The sequence below is a fragment of the Sphingomonas sp. GC_Shp_5 genome (assembly GCF_026540855.1).
Classification (GTDB): Bacteria; Pseudomonadota; Alphaproteobacteria; order Sphingomonadales; family Sphingomonadaceae; genus Sphingomonas.
Genome location: NZ_JALNUP010000002.1, coordinates 206,971 through 223,855, shown reverse-complemented (window position 1 = coordinate 223,855; position 16,885 = coordinate 206,971). Strand labels below are relative to the sequence as shown.

At 67.8% G+C, this 16,885-nt stretch carries 19 protein-coding genes and 1 pseudogene; 7 read left to right on the top strand and 13 right to left on the bottom strand.

The window, feature by feature from the left end; all coding sequences use genetic code 11:
• Positions 1–10: 10 nt before the first annotated feature.
• The 8 genes from OXR60_RS03095 to OXR60_RS03060 all read right to left on the bottom strand — a co-directional run bounded on the left by OXR60_RS03095 (position 11) and on the right by OXR60_RS03060 (position 6,566).
• Positions 11–649 (bottom strand): hypothetical protein, encoded by a 639-nt coding sequence (locus tag OXR60_RS03095; RefSeq protein WP_267393923.1) that lies wholly within the window; start codon positions 647–649, stop codon positions 11–13.
• A complete protein-coding gene (locus OXR60_RS03090; RefSeq protein WP_267393921.1) occupies positions 642–1,136 on the bottom strand; it encodes an ATPase in 495 nt (164 codons plus the stop codon). Before OXR60_RS03090 ends, OXR60_RS03095 begins: the two co-directional genes overlap by 8 nt.
• A gap of 48 nt (positions 1,137–1,184) precedes the next feature.
• Positions 1,185–1,412, bottom strand: coding sequence for a F0F1 ATP synthase subunit C (locus OXR60_RS03085; protein ID WP_038662560.1), 228 nt, complete (start codon positions 1,410–1,412; stop codon positions 1,185–1,187).
• 46 nt (positions 1,413–1,458) lie between these two features.
• Entirely contained in the window at positions 1,459–2,250 is a 792-nt protein-coding gene (locus tag OXR60_RS03080; protein ID WP_267393904.1) for a F0F1 ATP synthase subunit A, read from the bottom strand.
• A 37-nt stretch (positions 2,251–2,287) separates the two neighbouring features.
• Positions 2,288–2,608, bottom strand: coding sequence for an AtpZ/AtpI family protein (locus OXR60_RS03075; RefSeq protein ID WP_267393902.1), 321 nt, complete (start codon positions 2,606–2,608; stop codon positions 2,288–2,290).
• A gap of 180 nt (positions 2,609–2,788) precedes the next feature.
• Positions 2,789–3,166 (bottom strand): YdbL family protein, encoded by a 378-nt coding sequence (locus tag OXR60_RS03070; protein WP_267393901.1) that lies wholly within the window; start codon positions 3,164–3,166, stop codon positions 2,789–2,791.
• Complete coding sequence (locus tag OXR60_RS03065; RefSeq protein WP_267393899.1) at positions 3,166–3,375, bottom strand: YnbE family lipoprotein; 210 nt, start codon at positions 3,373–3,375, stop codon at positions 3,166–3,168. The genes OXR60_RS03070 and OXR60_RS03065 overlap by 1 nt, the downstream gene beginning before the upstream one ends.
• 23 nt (positions 3,376–3,398) lie before the next feature.
• Positions 3,399–6,566 (bottom strand): YdbH domain-containing protein, encoded by a 3,168-nt coding sequence (locus OXR60_RS03060; protein WP_267393897.1) that lies wholly within the window; start codon positions 6,564–6,566, stop codon positions 3,399–3,401.
• Between the two features lie 83 nt (positions 6,567–6,649).
• Here OXR60_RS03060 and radC point away from each other — a divergent pair.
• Together radC and purB are read left to right on the top strand one after the other, a co-directional pair.
• Positions 6,650–7,331 (top strand): annotated as a pseudogene (radC, locus tag OXR60_RS03055) (DNA repair protein RadC).
• A 111-nt stretch (positions 7,332–7,442) separates the two neighbouring features.
• Positions 7,443–8,756: an adenylosuccinate lyase gene (gene purB / locus OXR60_RS03050; protein WP_267393895.1), complete on the top strand. Its 1,314-nt coding sequence runs from the start codon at positions 7,443–7,445 to the stop codon at positions 8,754–8,756.
• Positions 8,757–9,041: 285 nt separating this feature from the next.
• Here purB and OXR60_RS03045 read toward each other — a convergent pair whose 3' ends face one another.
• From OXR60_RS03045 to dnaK, 3 genes are all read right to left on the bottom strand, one after another.
• Positions 9,042–9,497, bottom strand: coding sequence for a hypothetical protein (locus OXR60_RS03045; RefSeq protein WP_267393893.1), 456 nt, complete (start codon positions 9,495–9,497; stop codon positions 9,042–9,044).
• A 34-nt stretch (positions 9,498–9,531) separates the two neighbouring features.
• Positions 9,532–10,662, bottom strand: coding sequence for a molecular chaperone DnaJ (gene dnaJ, locus OXR60_RS03040; RefSeq protein ID WP_267393891.1), 1,131 nt, complete (start codon positions 10,660–10,662; stop codon positions 9,532–9,534).
• A 121-nt stretch (positions 10,663–10,783) separates the two neighbouring features.
• A complete protein-coding gene (dnaK, locus tag OXR60_RS03035) occupies positions 10,784–12,685 on the bottom strand; it encodes a molecular chaperone DnaK (protein WP_267393890.1) in 1,902 nt (633 codons plus the stop codon).
• Between the two features lie 178 nt (positions 12,686–12,863).
• On the opposite strand from dnaK, the gene OXR60_RS03030 reads away from it, so the two are divergent.
• The 3 genes from OXR60_RS03030 to OXR60_RS03020 all read left to right on the top strand — a co-directional run bounded on the left by OXR60_RS03030 (position 12,864) and on the right by OXR60_RS03020 (position 14,286).
• Entirely contained in the window at positions 12,864–13,307 is a 444-nt protein-coding gene (locus tag OXR60_RS03030; protein WP_267393888.1) for a copper chaperone PCu(A)C, read from the top strand.
• A gap of 5 nt (positions 13,308–13,312) precedes the next feature.
• A complete protein-coding gene (locus tag OXR60_RS03025; protein ID WP_267393886.1) occupies positions 13,313–13,789 on the top strand; it encodes a vgr related protein in 477 nt (158 codons plus the stop codon).
• Between the two features lie 95 nt (positions 13,790–13,884).
• Complete coding sequence (locus OXR60_RS03020) at positions 13,885–14,286, top strand: thioesterase family protein (protein WP_267393885.1); 402 nt, start codon at positions 13,885–13,887, stop codon at positions 14,284–14,286.
• 171 nt (positions 14,287–14,457) lie between these two features.
• On the opposite strand, the gene OXR60_RS03015 is transcribed toward OXR60_RS03020, so the two are convergent.
• Entirely contained in the window at positions 14,458–15,681 is a 1,224-nt protein-coding gene (locus OXR60_RS03015; protein ID WP_267393884.1) for a threonine synthase, read from the bottom strand.
• Positions 15,682–15,752: 71 nt separating this feature from the next.
• On the opposite strand from OXR60_RS03015, the gene OXR60_RS03010 reads away from it, so the two are divergent.
• Both OXR60_RS03010 and OXR60_RS03005 read left to right on the top strand, forming a co-directional pair.
• Positions 15,753–16,037 carry a BrnT family toxin gene (locus OXR60_RS03010; RefSeq protein ID WP_267393882.1) on the top strand — a complete coding sequence of 95 codons (285 nt, stop codon included), beginning with the start codon at positions 15,753–15,755 and terminating at the stop codon, positions 16,035–16,037.
• Entirely contained in the window at positions 15,991–16,239 is a 249-nt protein-coding gene (locus OXR60_RS03005; RefSeq protein ID WP_267393880.1) for a BrnA antitoxin family protein, read from the top strand. Before OXR60_RS03010 ends, OXR60_RS03005 begins: the two co-directional genes overlap by 47 nt.
• An 81-nt stretch (positions 16,240–16,320) precedes the next feature.
• Here OXR60_RS03005 and grpE read toward each other — a convergent pair whose 3' ends face one another.
• A complete protein-coding gene (gene grpE, locus OXR60_RS03000) occupies positions 16,321–16,875 on the bottom strand; it encodes a nucleotide exchange factor GrpE (RefSeq protein ID WP_267393878.1) in 555 nt (184 codons plus the stop codon).
• Positions 16,876–16,885: the final 10 nt, after the last annotated feature.

Here is a 16,885-nt window from a genome sequence, read left to right as displayed (position 1 = left end):
TGACGGAGGATCAGTTGAGCCGGCCGAGCCCCGCGATCGAGCGGTTGATCATCGCCTGGTCGGCCGAGGCATCATGATGCTCGGCGAGCAGCGTCGCCGCGGCCTTGGCGGCAGTGTCGGCGGCGAGCGCGCGAACCTCGGCGATCGCGGCGCGCTCGGCGGCGGCGATCTTGTCCTCGGCGCGGCGGGCGCGGCGCTCCATCAGCTCTTCGGCATCCTGCTTGGCCTTGGCGATGATCGCATTGGCTTCATGCTGGGCATGGACGCGGATGGTCTCGGCATCGGCCTCGGCAGCCTTGGCCTTGGCCTCGTAATCGGCGCGCAGCGCCTCGGCATCGGCACGCAGCTTGGTCGCCTCGGCGAGCTGATCGCGCACCGCGGCGATGCGCTGGTCGAGCATCTTGGCGACCATGGCCGGCACCTTGCGCCAGATCATGCCGATCACCACGACCAGCGCGACGATGCCGACCCAGCCGGTGGTGTTCAAACCGAGCGCGGTCGGCTCCTGGACATGCTCCGCGCCACCGGGCGCCGAGACGTTCGCGGTCAGCGCGCTGGCATCGCGGACGTCGCGATGGGTCATGCCCTGGTTGGTTGCGGCGTCGGCGAGGTTCGCCGCGACGGTCGCGCCTGCAGTGTCCTTAGCCATGCGCACTATTCCTTCGCACCGCTTCCGCCGCCGCGTCCAGGCTGACCTGGACCCCCGACAGCTTGGCGACCAGCTCCTGCGCGGCCTCGGCCGCAACGGTCTGGATATTGGCCATCGCGCTCACCTTGGCGTTGGCGACGGCGAGATCGTGATGCGCCAGCCGCTCGGCGAGATCCGCATCGGTGGCGTGGATCTGGACCTCGGCGGTCTTGGTCGCCTGCGCCTTGGCGGCGGTGGTCGCCGCGAGCGCGGTGGCCCGCGCCGCATCCATGCTGGCGCGCCATGCTGCTTCGGTCTTGTCGGCGGCGAGGCGTGCTGCCTCGGCCGCCGCCAGATCGGCCGCGATCCGCGCTTCACGCGCGTCGACGGTCGCGATCACCTTGGGCAGCATGCCACGCCCGATCCCGAAGTACAGGAGACCGAAAGTGACGAGCAGCCAGAAGATCTGCGATGCGTAAGTGGCGGCGATCTGGGAAATCTGTGGCATGGCGCTCTCAAGCCTGCCGGGCGCGAGGGCCCGGCGGGACAGTCGTTGTTACGCGACGAACAGCAGGATGATCATCGTCACGAAGGCGAGCAGGCCAAGCAGCTCGGCGCCCGCGAAACCGATGAACAGGCGGCCCTGCTGGCTGTCCGCGGCGCCCGGATTGCGCAGCGCGCCCTCGAGGAACTTGGCGAACACGTTGCCCACGCCGAGCGAGGCGAGGCCCATGCCGATCGCGGCGAGGCCCGCACCGATCATCTTGGCGGCTTCTGCGTCCATTTCAAAAACTCCCGTTCAATAAGGTTAGGTGGTTAAACTAAAAAACTCAGTGCAGGTTGACGGCGTCGTTCAGATAGACGCTCGTCAGCAGCGCAAAGACATAGGCCTGGATCGCGGCAACCAGCAGCTCGAGCAACGTAATGCCGATCATCAGCACGAAGCTGGGCAGCGACACGAGCAGGCCGTAGCCGACGCCGAGGTTGAGCCCGTTGATCACGAACGCCGCAAGCACCTTCAAGAGGATGTGCCCGGCGGTCATCGCCACGAACAGTCGCAGCCCGAGGCTGAACGGCCGCACCAGGAAGCTCATCAGCTCGACGACGAAGATCAGCGGGATCATCAGCATCGGCGTGCCCTTGGGCACGAACAGCGCGAAGAAGTGGAAGCCGTGCCGGCCGAAGCCGACGATCAGCACGATGGCGAAGCTGATGATCGCGAGCACGCCGGTAACGGTGAAGTGGCTGGTGATCGTGAACGGATGCCAGCCCGGCACCACGCCGACCGGGGTCAGGCCCCAGATGTTGGCGAACAGGATGAACATGAACAGCGAGAAGACATAGGGCACGAAGCGCTTGCCTTCGGGGCCAATGTTCGAGGTCAGCATGTGGGAGACGAAGCCGGTGAAGCCTTCCACCGCGGCCTGCCAGCGGCCGGGGACGAGCTCGCGCTTCATCCCGCCGAGCATGAACAGCCACAGGCTGGCGAGGGTGATCACCATCCACAACGCGGAATTGGTGAACGACAGATCATAGCCGCCCACCATCCAGTGCCGACCGAACAGAGGTTCGATCAGGAACTGGTGCATCGGATCGATCTTGCTGCCCGATTCTACCGCCACGTGGCCCGCTCGCTCCCAAATACGACAAACGCCCGGATTACGCCGGGCGCTCGCCTGCAATCTTGATGATCTGCCTGAACGCGACGGCAATTCCAAGGAACAGCATCACGATCAGTGCCCAGGGCGCGGTATTGAACCAGCGGTCGATACACCAGCCGATCAGCGCGCTGCCGACGAGACTTCCGATCAGGGCGGCGAGCACGCGATTGCCGAGCGAATATCCCGCATCGGCCGTCGGCGCCACACTCCCCGTCCTCAGCGCTTCCTGATGCCGGGCCTCCTTCAATCGCTCATCGAGCGAGGAGAGCCGCGGATCCTCCGCGTCGTGGAAGTCTTGTCCGGGTCCGCTTTCCGCCACGCGCCATCCTCGCCTGATTTCGTACAAACCGGAGGAGATAGCGCACAGGCAGCGAGCGACCCCGCCAAGGCCCGGTCCGTTTAGGTGGGAGGCGGTTTTGTGTCAACCGGGTTGGGCCCGAGCAACCATCCGGCAATATCGCACGCCCGGCCAGCGCCGGTGTCGGCGCGCCGCCCCCGCTTACTTGCAGCGGCCGTCGAGCTCCGGCGTGCCGCTGTTCTGCTTCCACTGCCCCGACGGCGTCTTGTACATCTCGCCCGCGCCGACCTTGGCGACGAGGTTGCAGCCGCTGGTGAAGGCGAATTGCTCCACCGTCGCGCCGCTGGCCTGCGCGCTCGCGGTATAGGCTGCCTTGCGCTTGATGTTGATGTCGCGGACCATCGCCTGCAGCGCCGGCGTGCCGGCGCCGACCACGCCTAGATACCCGTCGGGCTGTTCGCCGACCTGCTTGGCCTCGCGCGCGGCGGCGTAGGCGGGGTCGCGCTGCGCGCTCGCGGCGGACGACAGGCCGGCCAGCGCTGCCGCCCCGGCGACCATCATGCCCATGTACCTGTTCATCAGAAGATCCCCGGATTTTGCTGGATCAGCGATTTGGCCTCGCCGTCCAGCCGATACACCACTTCCTGCGTGACGGAGATGTTGAGGTTGATCTGGATCGGCTTGTCCGGCGCCGAGATGTTGACGCATCCCATGCTGCTCAGGGCCAAGCCGATCAAGATCATGCTTTTCATCGCCGTCCGTGCCAGTTGATAGGTCGTGATCCGCATCGGTTTCGTCAATCCTGTTACGCTCATGGCACGGTCTCGCTTGCAGGAGGCTGAATGGCTGGCTGGGTGGAGGGCGGCGCGGCGCGCTTGTTCTGCTCGTCGAGCAGTTGCGGCAGGTTGCGGCTGATCAGGCGCTTGGGATCGTAGAAGGATTGCGCGGTATCGACGAGCCCACGGAAGGGCGCCTTGATGCGGACGTTGAACACGAACGGCAGCCGCTGCAGCCGGCGGATCAGGAAGTTGGACTTGGCGCCCTTGCCCTGGCTGACCCCGGCGAAGCGGACCTCGGTGATCATCTCGCCCGCGAGCGGGCCGTTCATGGCGATGGTGAGGTTGCGGTAGCGCAGCGATTTCAGCGCCTGGAAGGCGAGATTGCCCCAGAAGCCGACATCCTTCTGGGTGATCGCGCCGACATAGGCGATGCCGCCGCCACCCTCGCGCACCGAGAGCTTTCCGCCCTCGATCCGCCCGCCGTCGACATCGAAGATCATCGGCAGCTCGCCGTCGAAGATGCCGGTGGCGTCGAGGTTCTGGAAGTCGAACTGCTGAAGGAACTGGTCGGCGGCGGCACCGGCGACGTGGAAGGTCAGTCGCCGCGCCTGCGGCGCCGAAAAGTCGAGCAGGCTCGGATCGAGCGTCAGCGCGCCGCCCGCGAACGGCCAGCGCGCGCCGTCGAGCTGGATGCGGCTGCCCGCCAGCGTGCGATAGCGGATCGTGCCGTCGGTGACCTCGATACCGGGATTGATCGACTTGACGGTGGCGACCTGCCCCGGCGCGCTTTCGAGCGCGAGCAGATCGGTGAAGACGATCGTGCCGGCGATACCGCTGACCGGCCCGAACGCGGCGGCGAGATCGGTACCGGCGGTGGCGAACCGCCCGCCCGAGGTGACCCCAGCGGCGCTCCAGCCGATATGCCCCTCCCCCGTCACCGTGCCGCGCACCTCGGCGATCACGCCGAGCGTCAGCCGGGTGAGCCGGTCGGGCTGGAAATCCTTGGTAAAGGTGATCCCCGGCACCGCCAGCGTCGCACCCCCGCGCCCGTCGCCGAGCGCGTGCTCGATCCGCACGTCGGCGATCTTTTGGTTTGCGGTCGGCTCGTAGAGCACGCCCTGCGCGGTGATCCTGCCGCCGGCGAGGGCGAGGCTGACGGTGCGCGCGGCAAGCGGCGTGAAGCGCCGGTCGGCGGCGGCATCGCTCACCGTCAGCGCGCCGGTCAGCGCCAGCGCACCCCCGCGGACCTGCCAGTCGCCCGCCGCGCCGCCGAGCAGCAACGGCACGTTGGCGATCTGCCCGGCAGCGCCCGTGAAGCGGCCGGCGAGGTTGGCACCGGTAAGCGTGCCGCCGAGCTCGGCGATGGCGAGGCTGGTCAGCCGCTCGGCAGGACCGAGCCGCGCCTCGATCCCGCGCAGCGTGAAGCCACGGTCCGCCAGCCGCAGCTCGGCACCGGCCGCCGCCAGCGCGAGCGGCGTGGTGCCGAGGCGACCGCCGAGCCGCACCGCGCCGAGCCGTGCGCCGCCCGTCAGCTGGCCGCGCGTCATCGTCAGCAAGGCGGGGCCGGTCGCGCAGAGCGGCACGCTCGCCGCGTTGAGTGCGAGGCCCGCCACGGCAAGCCGGCGGAACGACAGCGCCGCGCAGCCGGGATTGATCGCCAGCGGGGCGCGGCCATCCCAACGCACATCGAGCGGCAGCGCCAGCTCGTCGACCCGGCCATCGCCGAGCGGGCCCGACAGGGTGACGCGGGTCGCGATCCGGGTCGCGCCGCCGGGTGTCGCGGTGAACAGCACCGGCGCCAGCGCCAATCGTCCGCCATCCGCCACATAAGGGCTCACGAGCGCTCGACCGCGGATCGCGGCGCCGGGCTGCGCCTGGGCGAGCGTGACGCGCATCGTCGGCAGGCCGCCCCCGGCGAGGGCCAGGGTCGAATCGACGCGCAATCCGGCCCCTCCCCGCCAGCTCAGCCCGGTGCCGCCGGCGAGCCCGACGCGGGCACCGCTTGCGGAGGACACGGTGGCCTGGCGCAGCTGCGCCCATACGCAGCGGCCCGTCGAGGCCGAGCACGGCGCCAACTGGGTCGCAACGGCGAGGCTGCCATCGAAGCGGCGCAGCGCAGCCTCGCCATGCCGGCGCAGGGCGCGGGCGATCGGCGCCAGCGGGGTGGTGCCCGCGCTGTCCAGCGCCTCGAGCTGCGCGCGCCAGCGGCGGGCGACGGCAGCATCGGCGAGCTGGACCGTGCCGTCGAACCCGGCAGTCTCGGCCCATCGGTAGCGGCCCTTGATCGCCAACCCGCCGGCGGTACCGGCGGTGCCCGCCACGCCCGCGGCGGCCACGTCGAGCGTGCCGGCGGTGCCGGACCCGCCACCGGCAAAGTCGAGCGACCCGCGAGCGCGCTCGACGCGGACGCCGCCGCCCTGCAGCGCGGCGGTGGCGATGCGCGCGCTGCCCTGCCAGCGGTCAAACGAGGGAGTCAGCGTCGCGGTGATGTCGATCCCGGCGCCGGCGAGTTCCACACCGGGGCAGGTCGAGCGCGCAATCCGCACCGGCCCGGTCAGCGACGGCGCCCCCCGCCGGGTGACGATCCGCAGCACCGCCTCGGGGCGATCGAGCACGCAGGCGCCGGCCTGCAGCCGCTCGCCCGCCGCCGCCACGCTACCGCTGAAGCCGTCGTCGAGCCGCCCCTCGCCGCTGAGCTTCAACCCGAGCACGCCCGCCGCGGTGTCCAGCCGCAGCCGGCCATCCGCGAGGTCGAGGCGCAGCGCCGGCAGCGCGAACGGCTTGCCCGACGGCGCTGGCATCAGACGGTCGAGCACGCCGAGCGACACTCGCCCGTCAACTAGCCGTCCCCGCGCGCGGACATGCCCTGCCCGCACGCCCTCGAGCGACGCGCCGGACAGGCCCAGCCGGGTGTCGGTCTCGATCCAGTCGGCAACCAGATCCGGCGCCGCCGGGTCGCCGATCACCACATCGGTGAGCCGCTGGCGGCCGAATCCGAGATCGGTGAGGCGGTAACGGGCGGGCACGCCGCGCTTGGCGAATTCGCGATCGATGAAGTGGCTCGCGATCGGCCGCCGCTCGAGCCACACAGCGACCAGCGCGGCGAGCAGCAGCAGGCCGAGGACCCCGAGCACCGGCCCGACCGCCCCGAACGCCGCACGGCGGGGGCGTCGCTCAGGCGCTTCGGTCAGATCGTCCACGCCCTCTCCCATCGCTGCTTCCATAAGCGGGGCACCGCCGTGGATGCAATTGCGCGGGTCGCTGCGCCGACCTAGGCTGGGGCATGGCCGCTCCGCCCAGCGACACTGCCGGACACCGCGATCGCCTGCGCCAGCGGCTGCTCGCCGGCGGCGGCGAGGCGCTGCTCGATCATGAGCTGATCGAATATCTGCTCACCCTCGCCATCCCGCGTATCGACACCAAACCGCTCGCCAAGGCGCTGCTGCGCGAGTTCGGCGGCATCGCGGGCCTGCTCACCGCCGATGCCGAGGCGCTGACCCGGGTGTCGGGAATGGGCGAGCGATCGGCGGCGGCGATCAAGATCGTCCAGGCCGCCGCGCTGCGCCTGCTCCAGGCGCCGGTCGCCGATCGGCCGGTGCTCGCCAATTGGCAGGCGCTGATGGATTATCTGCGCGCCGACATGGTCCACCACGCGATCGAGCGATTCCGCGTGCTCCACCTCAACACCCGCAACATGCTGATCCGCGACGAGGTGATGAGTGAAGGCTCGATCGACCAGACCGCGGTCCACGTCCGCGAGGTGATCCGCCGCGCGATCGATCTCGGCTCAGCAGCGATCATCCTCGTCCACAACCATCCCTCGGGTGATCCGTCGCCGAGCCGCGCCGACATCGAGATCACCCGCGCGATCGCCGAGGCCGGCAAGCGGCTGGGGATCGCGGTCCGATCACTTGATCATGGGGCTGAACGGCCATGTCAGCCTGCGCGCCCAGGGACTGATCTAGCGTCGCTCTCTGGCGGCGACGTTCCGCTGGCCGCTGTCCGCGGGGCTGATCTTGCCGGCCCGCTCTGCTAGGGGCCCGGGCGACTCTTCCTCAGCGCCACAAGGACCGCCCATGATCCCCCGTTATTCCCGCCCCGAGATGGTCGCGATCTGGACGCCGGAAGCGCGCTTCAAGATCTGGTTCGAGATCGAGGCGCATGCCACCGATGCGCTGGCCGAGCTCGGCGTGGTGCCCAAGGCCGCCGCCAAGGCGCTGTGGGACTGGTGGGCGACCAACCCAGCGATCGACGTCGCCGCGATCGACGCGATCGAGGCCGTCACCAAGCATGACGTGATCGCCTTCCTCACCTGGGTCGCCGAGAATGTCGGCGACGAGGCGCGGTTCATGCACCAGGGCATGACCTCGTCGGACGTGCTAGACACCTGCCTCGCGGTCCAACTCGCCCAGGCCAGCGACCTGCTGCTCGCCGATCTCGACAAGCTGCTCGACGTCCTCAAGCGCCGCGCGATCGAGCACAAGATGACGCCCACGATCGGCCGCAGCCATGGCATTCATGCCGAGCCGGTCACCTTCGGCCTCAAGCTCGCCCAGGCCTATGCCGAGTTCGACCGCTGCCGCACCCGGCTGATCGCCGCCCGAGCCGATATCGCCACCTGCGCGATCTCGGGCGCCGTCGGCACCTTCGCCAACATCGATCCGATGGTCGAGGAGCATGTCGCCGCCAAGATGGGGCTGACCCCCGAGCCGGTCTCCACCCAGGTGATCCCGCGCGACCGCCACGCGATGTATTTCGCGACGCTCGGCGTGATCGCGAGCTCGATCGAGCGGCTCGCGATCGAGGTCCGTCACCTCCAGCGAACCGAGGTGCTGGAGGCCGAGGAATATTTCTCCCCCGGCCAGAAGGGCTCGTCGGCGATGCCGCACAAGCGCAACCCGGTGCTCACCGAGAACCTCACCGGCCTGGCCCGCATGGTGCGTGGCTATGTGACGCCGGCGCTGGAGAATGTCGCCTTGTGGCATGAGCGCGACATCAGCCATTCGTCGGTGGAGCGCTACATCGGCCCCGACGCGACCATCACCCTCGATTTTGCCCTCGCCCGCCTCACCGGCGTCGTCGACAAGTTGCTCGTCTATCCCGAGCGGATGGAGAAGAACCTCAACAAGATGGGCGGCCTCGTCCATTCGCAGCGGGTGCTGCTGGCGCTGACCCAGGCGGGCGTGAGCCGCGAGGATTCCTATCGCCTCGTCCAGCGCAACGCGATGAAGGTGTGGGAATCGGATGGCGCGCTGTCGCTGCTCGAGCTGCTCAAGGCGGATCCGGAGGTCACCACGGCGCTGTCGCCTGCTCAGCTCGAGGAGAAGTTCGATCTCGGCTACCATCTCAAGCACGTCGACACGATCTTCGCACGGGTGTTTGGCGGCTGACCGCTCTGCCCGTTGCTCCGGAGCTGCGCTGGAGTGACGGGCGATTGCGTCGGACGCAATCACGATTGCACGTAATTATATTGCGCGCGCCGGCAACTATCACCATCTCGCGCTTGCCGGATATTTTTCCGGCATCGGAGACCAACCCATGCGTATGTTCGAAACCGTGACCAGCACCATGCTGGCAATCGCGGCCCAGGCGCTGGTGGTCGGGGTGGTAGTTACCTCCTTCTGATCATCTGCCCGCCCGCCCCCGGCAAGGGGGCGTGGCTCGGGCGGGATCGGTCACGCGACCAGCGACCGGACCGCTCGCTCGTCATTATCATCGTTGCTCGCCAGCAAACGCCGCGAACGGCGCGATCGGCCATGCCGGCCTACGCGCGGCAGCCTCGCCGTCCCGATGCGACCGGCCAAGCCACTGCCTCGGACCGCGGACACAGCCGTGACCAACGCCACCGCGACGTCGACCAGGGCGGACAGCTCGAGGCTGGTCAGCCACATGGCCAGGTCGGGCAGCGCGAAGGTCACCAGCCGCACGCCATCTGTCTCACCGACGGTGAGCATGATCGCCGCTGCCATCCCAAGAATGATCATCACGGCGACATCGCCGCGGCTGAGCACGAGCAGCCGGGCTGCGGGCGCCTCGACCAGCCAGCGTTGCAGCGCCCGGCTGGCCGGCACGCCCGGCGCGATCGCCATCACCAGCCAGCATGCCAACCACGTCAACACGATCACCGTCATCGGTTCCCCTTTCGCGGCACCGTGACGGCGCCGTTCATTCTCCGGCGAATACGCCCTTCAGTTTGGCGAAGAAGCCCTGCGTCGCCGGGCATTCGTCGCCCGTCTCGGTTTCGCGGAACAGCTCGAGCAATTCGCGCTGGCGCGTCGACAGCTTGGTCGGGGTCTCGACGTCGATCTGGATCACCAGGTCGCCATGCCCCCTGCCCTGCAGCACCGGCATGCCGGCGCCGCGCTGGCGCAATTGCTTGCCGGACTGGATTCCGGCCGGGATCTTGACCTCATGGGTCTGCCCGTCGAGCCCTGGGATCGATAGCGAACCGCCAAGAGAGGCGGTGGTGAAGCTGATCGGCGCGCGCGCGAACAGCGTCGTGCCCTCGCGCTCGAACAGCGTGTGCCGCTTGACGTGGAGGAAGATGTACAGATCGCCCGCCGGCGCGCCGCGCGGGCCCGCCTCGCCTTCGCCCGACAGGCGGATACGGGTGCCTTCGTCCACCCCGGGGGGGACGTTGACGGCAAGCGTCTTGGTCTGTTCGATCCGGCCGTCGCCGCGGCAATCCGGGCACGGGTCGGCGATCACCTCGCCCGACCCCTGGCACACCGGGCAGGCACGCTCGACCACGAAGAAGCCCTGCTGCGCGCGCACCTTGCCGTGGCCGTTGCACTGGCGGCAGGTGGAGGCATGCGTGCCGGGCTTGGCGCCCGAGCCGTGGCAGGTGTCGCACTGCGCCGAGACGTCGACCGTGATCTCGGTCGACTTGCCGTGGAACGCCTCCTCGAGGGTGACCTCCATGTCGTAGCGCAGATCGGCACCGCGACGCGGCTGGGCACGCCCGCCACCGCCGCGCCCGCCCATGAACTCGCCAAACACCGATTCGAAGATGTCGGAGAAGCCGCTGAAATCCTGCGCGCCACCACCGCCGCCGCCGCCGCCGCCGTTCTGGAAGGCGGCATGGCCGAAGCGATCATAGGCCGCGCGCTTCTGCGGGTCCTTGAGGACGTCATACGCCTCGCTGACCGCCTTGAACTTGGCTTCGCTGTCCTTGCACCCCGCATTCTTGTCGGGGTGATATTTCATCGCGAGCTTGCGGTAGGACGACTTGATCGTCCCCGCATCCGCGGTCCGCTCGCATTCGAGCAGCTCGTAATAGTCGATCTCGGTACTCATACTTGGCCCCCGAATTCCCCGCCGTCACCCCAGCGCAGGCTGGGGTCTCGCGCCGCTAAGGAAAGCCCCTGCGGCACGAGATGCCAGCTTTCGCCGGCATGACGGGGGGTATTCATCCCGCTTACGCCTTGTGGTCGTCGACTTCCGAGAATTCGGCATCGACCACATCGTCCTTGGGCGCCTCATCGGCACCACCATGCGGCGACGCATCGGCCTGGGCCTGCTTCTCGTAGATCGCCTGGCCGAGCTTCATCGCGACCTGGGCAAGCGCCTGGCTCGTCTCGGTCATGCGATCGGCATCGCCGCTTTCGACCGCCGCCTTGGCGGTGTCGATCGCGCCCTGGATCTCCGACTTCAAGGCGTCGTCGACCTTGTCGCCATTGTCCGCGAGCTGGCGCTCGGTAGTGTGGATCAGCGATTCGGCGTTATTCTTCGCCTCGGCGCCGGCACGACGCTTCTTGTCCTCCTCGGCGAACTGCTCGGCATCGCGCACCATCTGCTCGATGTCGTTGTCGCTGAGGCCGCCCGACGCCTGGATGCGGATCTGCTGCTCCTTGCCGGTGCCCTTGTCCTTGGCCGAGACGTTGACGAGGCCGTTGGCGTCGATGTCGAAGGTGACCTCGATCTGCGGCACGCCGCGCGGCGCCGGCGGGATGCCGACCAGGTCGAACTGGCCGAGGATCTTGTTGTCCGCGGCCATCTCGCGCTCGCCCTGGAACACGCGGATCGTCACCGCGCCCTGGTTGTCGTCCGCGGTCGAATAGGTCTGGCTCTTCTTGGTCGGGATCGTCGTGTTGCGATCGATCATCCGGGTGAAGACGCCACCCAGCGTCTCGATGCCGAGCGACAACGGCGTCACGTCGAGCAGCAGCACGTCCTTGACGTCGCCCTGCAGCACGCCGGCCTGGATCGCGGCGCCCATCGCGACGACCTCGTCCGGGTTGACGCCGGTGTGCGGCTCCTTGCCGAAGAAGTTCTTCACCGCTTCGCGCACCTTGGGCATGCGCGTCATGCCGCCGACCAGCACCACTTCGCTGATGTCGTCGGTCTTCACGCCGGCATCGGCGAGCGCCTTCTTCATCGGCTCGATGGTGCGCTTGATCAGATCATCGACCAGCTTTTCGAGATCGGTGCGGGTGATGGTGCGCACGAGATGCTTGGGGCCGTTCTGGTCGGCGGTGATGAACGGCAGGTTGACCTCGGTCGACGCCGCCGAGCTCAGCTCGATCTTGGCCTTCTCCGCGGCTTCCTTGAGCCGCTGCAGCGCGAGCTTGTCCTTGGCGAGGTCGATGCCCTCGTCCTTCTTGAAGCCCTCGGCGAGATATTCGACCAGCTTGTTGTCGAAATCCTCACCACCCAGGAAGGTGTCGCCGTTGGTGGCCTTCACCTCGAACACGCCGTCGCCGATCTCGAGGATCGAGACGTCGAACGTGCCGCCGCCGAGATCGTAAACCGCGATCGTCTTGCCGTCCTGCTTCTCGAGGCCGTAGGCGAGCGCCGCCGCGGTCGGCTCGTTGATGATGCGCAGCACCTCGAGGCCGGCGATCTGGCCGGCATCCTTGGTTGCCTGGCGCTGGGCGTCGTTAAAATAGGCCGGCACGGTGATGACCGCCTGCGTGACCGTCTCGCCGAGATACGACTCCGCGGTCTCCTTCATCTTCTGCAGCGTGAACGCCGAGATCTGCGACGGCGAATAATCCTTGCCGCCGGCCGAGACCCACGCGTCGCCGTTCGGGCCGCGCGCGATCTTGTACGGCACCAGCTCGGTGTCCTTCTTGGTGATCGGGTCGTCGAAGCGGCGGCCGATCAGGCGCTTCACCGCGAAGATGGTGTTGTCGCCGTTGGTGACCGCCTGGCGCTTGGCCGGCTGGCCGACCAGTCGCTCGCCATCCTTGGCGAAGGCGACAATCGACGGCGTGGTGCGCGCGCCCTCGACATTCTCGATGACCTTGGGCTTGCCGGCTTCCATCACTGCGACGCAGCTGTTGGTAGTGCCGAGATCGATACCGATAACTTTAGCCATGTGTGCTCTTCAGCCCCTCACGAACAAAAAAACCATGGGAAACGACGCCCCGTTACGGCTGCGCAATTTCCCGTTGCTAGGCCGGATATAGGGGGGCGCCCGCTTGCCGCAAGAAGGCGCGGAACCTAGAGCGCATCGGAGATTTCCCGAACCGGGAGATCGGTACGGGAGGGACGGCATGCGAACGGTGATGGCGCTGGCGCTCGGCGCGGCGGTGACGACCGGGTGCACCAGCCCCGACACGCCGACCGTGGAGCAGGCCTGGGTGCGGCTCGCCGCGGTGCCGAGCCGGCCTTCGGCGCTCTATTTTACCCTCCATGGCGGCCCGCTGCCGGTGACGCTGATCGGCGTTACCACCGACGTGACGGTGAGCAGCGAGATGCACGAGAGCATGGCCAAGCGCGGGATGACGACGATGGCGCCGCTCGCGCGGCTGGCCGTCCCGGCGCGCGCCGACATCGTCTTCGCGCCGGGCGGCCGCCACGTGATGCTGTTCGACGTCAATCCCGGGATCAAGCCCGGCGGCCGGCGGCCGGTGGTCACGCTGAGCTTCGCCGATGGCCAGCGGCTGGTGACCACCGCCATCGTGGTCGGCCCAGGCCAGCCGATGCCCGACGCCTGATCGCGATGGCCGACGCCAATACGATGTCGGGGCGCGCGCTGACGGCCGGCGAGATCGCGCTGGCGGGATCGGTGTTCGGCGACGCGATCGATTATGCCCCGGTACGGATCGTGCGGCGCAAATGGGCCTTCTTCCAGCCGCGCGACACGGTGATGGCGCCGCGCGGCTGCATCCATTTTCACCCCCATGGCACCGGCTATCGCGACGATTTCGCCGCCGCCGCGCTTACCGACCAGGGCCTGTTCATCCATGAGATGGTCCACGTCTGGCAGCACCAGCGCGGCATCTTTCTGCCGCTCGCCCGCCACCCGTGGTGCCGCTACGATTATGCGCTGAAGCCCGGCCAGCCGCTCCACCGCTATGGCATCGAGCAGCAAGGCGAGATCGTCCGCCACGCCTTTCTGCTCCGCCACGGCGCCCGCGTGCCCGGTGCGCCGCCGCTCGGCCAATATGACACGCTGCTGCCGTTCCGCGGCGGCTGATCCGCTCGATCCGCTAATCGGCATTAGCGATAAACATGCCGCCGCGGCCCAATCTGTCATCGCTTGGGTAAGCTTTTGGTGGTACACGAATTATCGTGTCCACCGCGATCCCCCACAGCTATCCGATCGGCATCGATCCGGCCGACATCGACTTCATGGGTCATGTCAACAACGCCAGCTATCTCAAGTGGGTACAGGAGGCGGTGATCAGCCATTGGCAGCGTCTCGCGCCGCCCGATGCGGTCGCGACGCACCTGTGGGTCGCGCTCAAGCATGAGATCACCTATCGCAAGCCGACCTTCCTCGACGACGAGGTGATCGCCACCGTGCTGCTGGAGAAGGTTCAGGGTGCGCGGGCATTCTACGAGACGGTGATCAAGCGCGGCGAGGAAGTGCTCGCCGAGGTCAAATCGAGCTGGTGCTGCCTGGATGCGACGACGCACCGGCCGGCGCGGCTCGCGGCCAATGTGATCGAGCGCTTCTTCCCGAAGGATTGAGCGGGCAGCTCGCCCCTAGTTCCCCGCCGTCATGCTGAACTCGTTTTAGCATCCATGGCCAGGCCGCTCCGCTCATGGACGCCGCCGGTGATGGGCCCTGAACCACGTTCAGGATGACGAAGAAGGCAGCAATGCTGGCGGCCGGCGAAAAGCGTACCGGCGGCCAACTTCCTACAGCGCATCGAAATCTATCGGCTGGTGGCGATCCAGCGCCTGCGGTGCCTCGGGCATCGGATATTTCAGCCCGGTCGCGCAATTGAACAGCACCACCTGCTCGTCCTCGTCCACCTCGCCGGAGCGCAGCGCCTCCTTATACGCCGCCAGCGTCGCGCCGCCTTCGGGGCAGAGCAGCAGGCCGTCGCGGCGCGCGCAATCGTCCACCGCCTTGAGGATCGCGGGATCGCCGACGCCGAGCGCCTTGCCGCCGCTCTCGCGCACCGCGCGCAGGATCAGGAAATCGCCGATCGCCTTCGGCACGCGGATGCCCATCGCCACGGTGGAGGCATCCTCCCAGCGCTCGGCATGTTCCACGCCTTCCTCGAACGCGCGCACGATCGGCGCGCAGCCCGAGGCCTGGACCGCATACATCCGCGGGCGCTCGGGCCCGATCCAGCCGAGCTTTTCCAGCTCGTCGAACGCCTTCCACATGCCGATCAGACCGGTGCCGCCACCGGTGGGGTAGAAGATCGCATCCGGCAGCTTCCAGCCGAGCTGCGCGGCGAGCTCCAGCCCCATCGTCTTCTTGCCCTCGATCCGATAGGGCTCTTTCAGCGTCGAGAAATCGAACCAGCGCCCCTCTGCGGCGCCCTTGCCGACGATCGCACCGCAATCGTCGATCAACCCGTTGACCCGCCACACCCGCGCGCCCTGCATCGCGATCTCGCGGACGTTCACCTCGGGCGTGTCCTCGGGGCAGAACACGATCGTCTCGATCCCGCAGCGGCTGGCATAAGCCGCAAGCGCGGCGCCGGCATTGCCGTTGGTCGGCATCGCGATCCTGGTGACACCGAGTTCCTTGGCCATCGCCACCGCCATCACCAGCCCGCGCGCCTTGAACGAACCGGTGGGCAGCCGCCCCTCGTCCTTGACCAGCACGTTGGGGCCGCCGGACTTGCCGATCGGCACCAGCGGCGTCTCGATTTCGCCAAGGCTGACGATGTCGGCGGTGTGGCGCACGGGCAGCAATTCGCGCCAGCGCCACAAGTCGGTCGGCCGCGCCTCGAGCAGCGGCCGCGGCAGGTTGGCCTTCACCGCGTCGAGGTCGTAGCGCACCAGCAGCGGCTTGCCCGCCGCGGACAGGCCGTGAAGCTGGTCCGCCTCATAGCGCTCGCCGGTCAGCGAGCATTCGAGGTGGGTGACGAAGGTGGCGCGATCGGCGGTGAGATTGGCGTTCATGATATTGGTGTAGCGGCTCGGTGGCGACGAAGTCCACTTGATAACGAGTCTGATTGTAGTTACAATAAGACATGCGGATCGCATTCGACCCCGCCAAGGACGCGATCAACCTCGCCAAACACGGTGTCTCGCTGGAGTTTGGCGAGCAGCTTTTCACCGATGCTGCTGCCCTCGTCATCAGCGCGGCGCGGCCTGAGGATGGGGAGGATCGCTTCAAGGTGATCGGCATGGTCGAGGACCGGCTGTGGACCGCCGTCTATGTGCGCCGGGAAGAAACCGTCCGCTTTATTTCAGTGAGGAAGAGCAACGATGCCGAGGCCCGAGGATACCATCGCCATCCCGGCGGATCCGGATGATCCTGACGATTTCAGCGTCAGCGAAGCAGCGTTGCAGCAGGCGCTGGTCGAACGACAGGTTCGGATGCGCGGCGTGCAGCGAGCGCCGACCAAGCAACAGGTGACGCTGCGTCTCGATCCCGAGGTATTGGCGAAGTTCCGCGCTACCGGCCGCGGCTGGCAGGCGCGGATCAACGCGGCGCTCAAAGCTGCCCAAGTCTAGCGCCGCTAGTTACCGGTCATTCTCATGCCACCTCGGGTGCACCGGGACGACAAGGGATGACCGGTTGGGCTGGCGCCAGGCTCAGTCCGGCTTGCGGGCGACGCCGACCAGCGCCGGGCGCAGCAGCCGGTCCTTGATCATGTAACCCGCCTGCATTTCCTGGACGATCGTGCCGGGCTCTGCGTCGCTCGGCACTTCCATCATCGCCTGGTGCTTGTTGGGATCGAGCGCGGCGCCCATCGCCTCCACCTTGGTGATGCCGTTGCGGCTGAACACGCTGTCGAGCTCGCGGCCGGTCGCTTCCAGGCCGACCACGAGGCTCTTCATCTTCTCGTCATTGCGCAGGTCGCCCGGGATCGCGGTGAGCGCGCGAGACAGATTGTCCGCGACCGAGAGGATGTCGCGCGCGAAATTGGTCGAGGCATAATTGCGGGCGTCCTGCGCTTCCTTTTCGGCGCGGCGACGGACGTTCTGGATCTCGGCCTGGGCATAAAGCACCTGCTGCTTGGCCTCGGCGAGCTGATCCTCCAGCTCCGCGATCCGCGCCTGGCCCTGGTCGTGCTCGGCAACTTCGGGCGCGGCTTCGGCGGTTTCCTGGCGCAGATTGTCGGTGTCGGTGGTGGTGTTGTCGGTCATTCTATTCCCT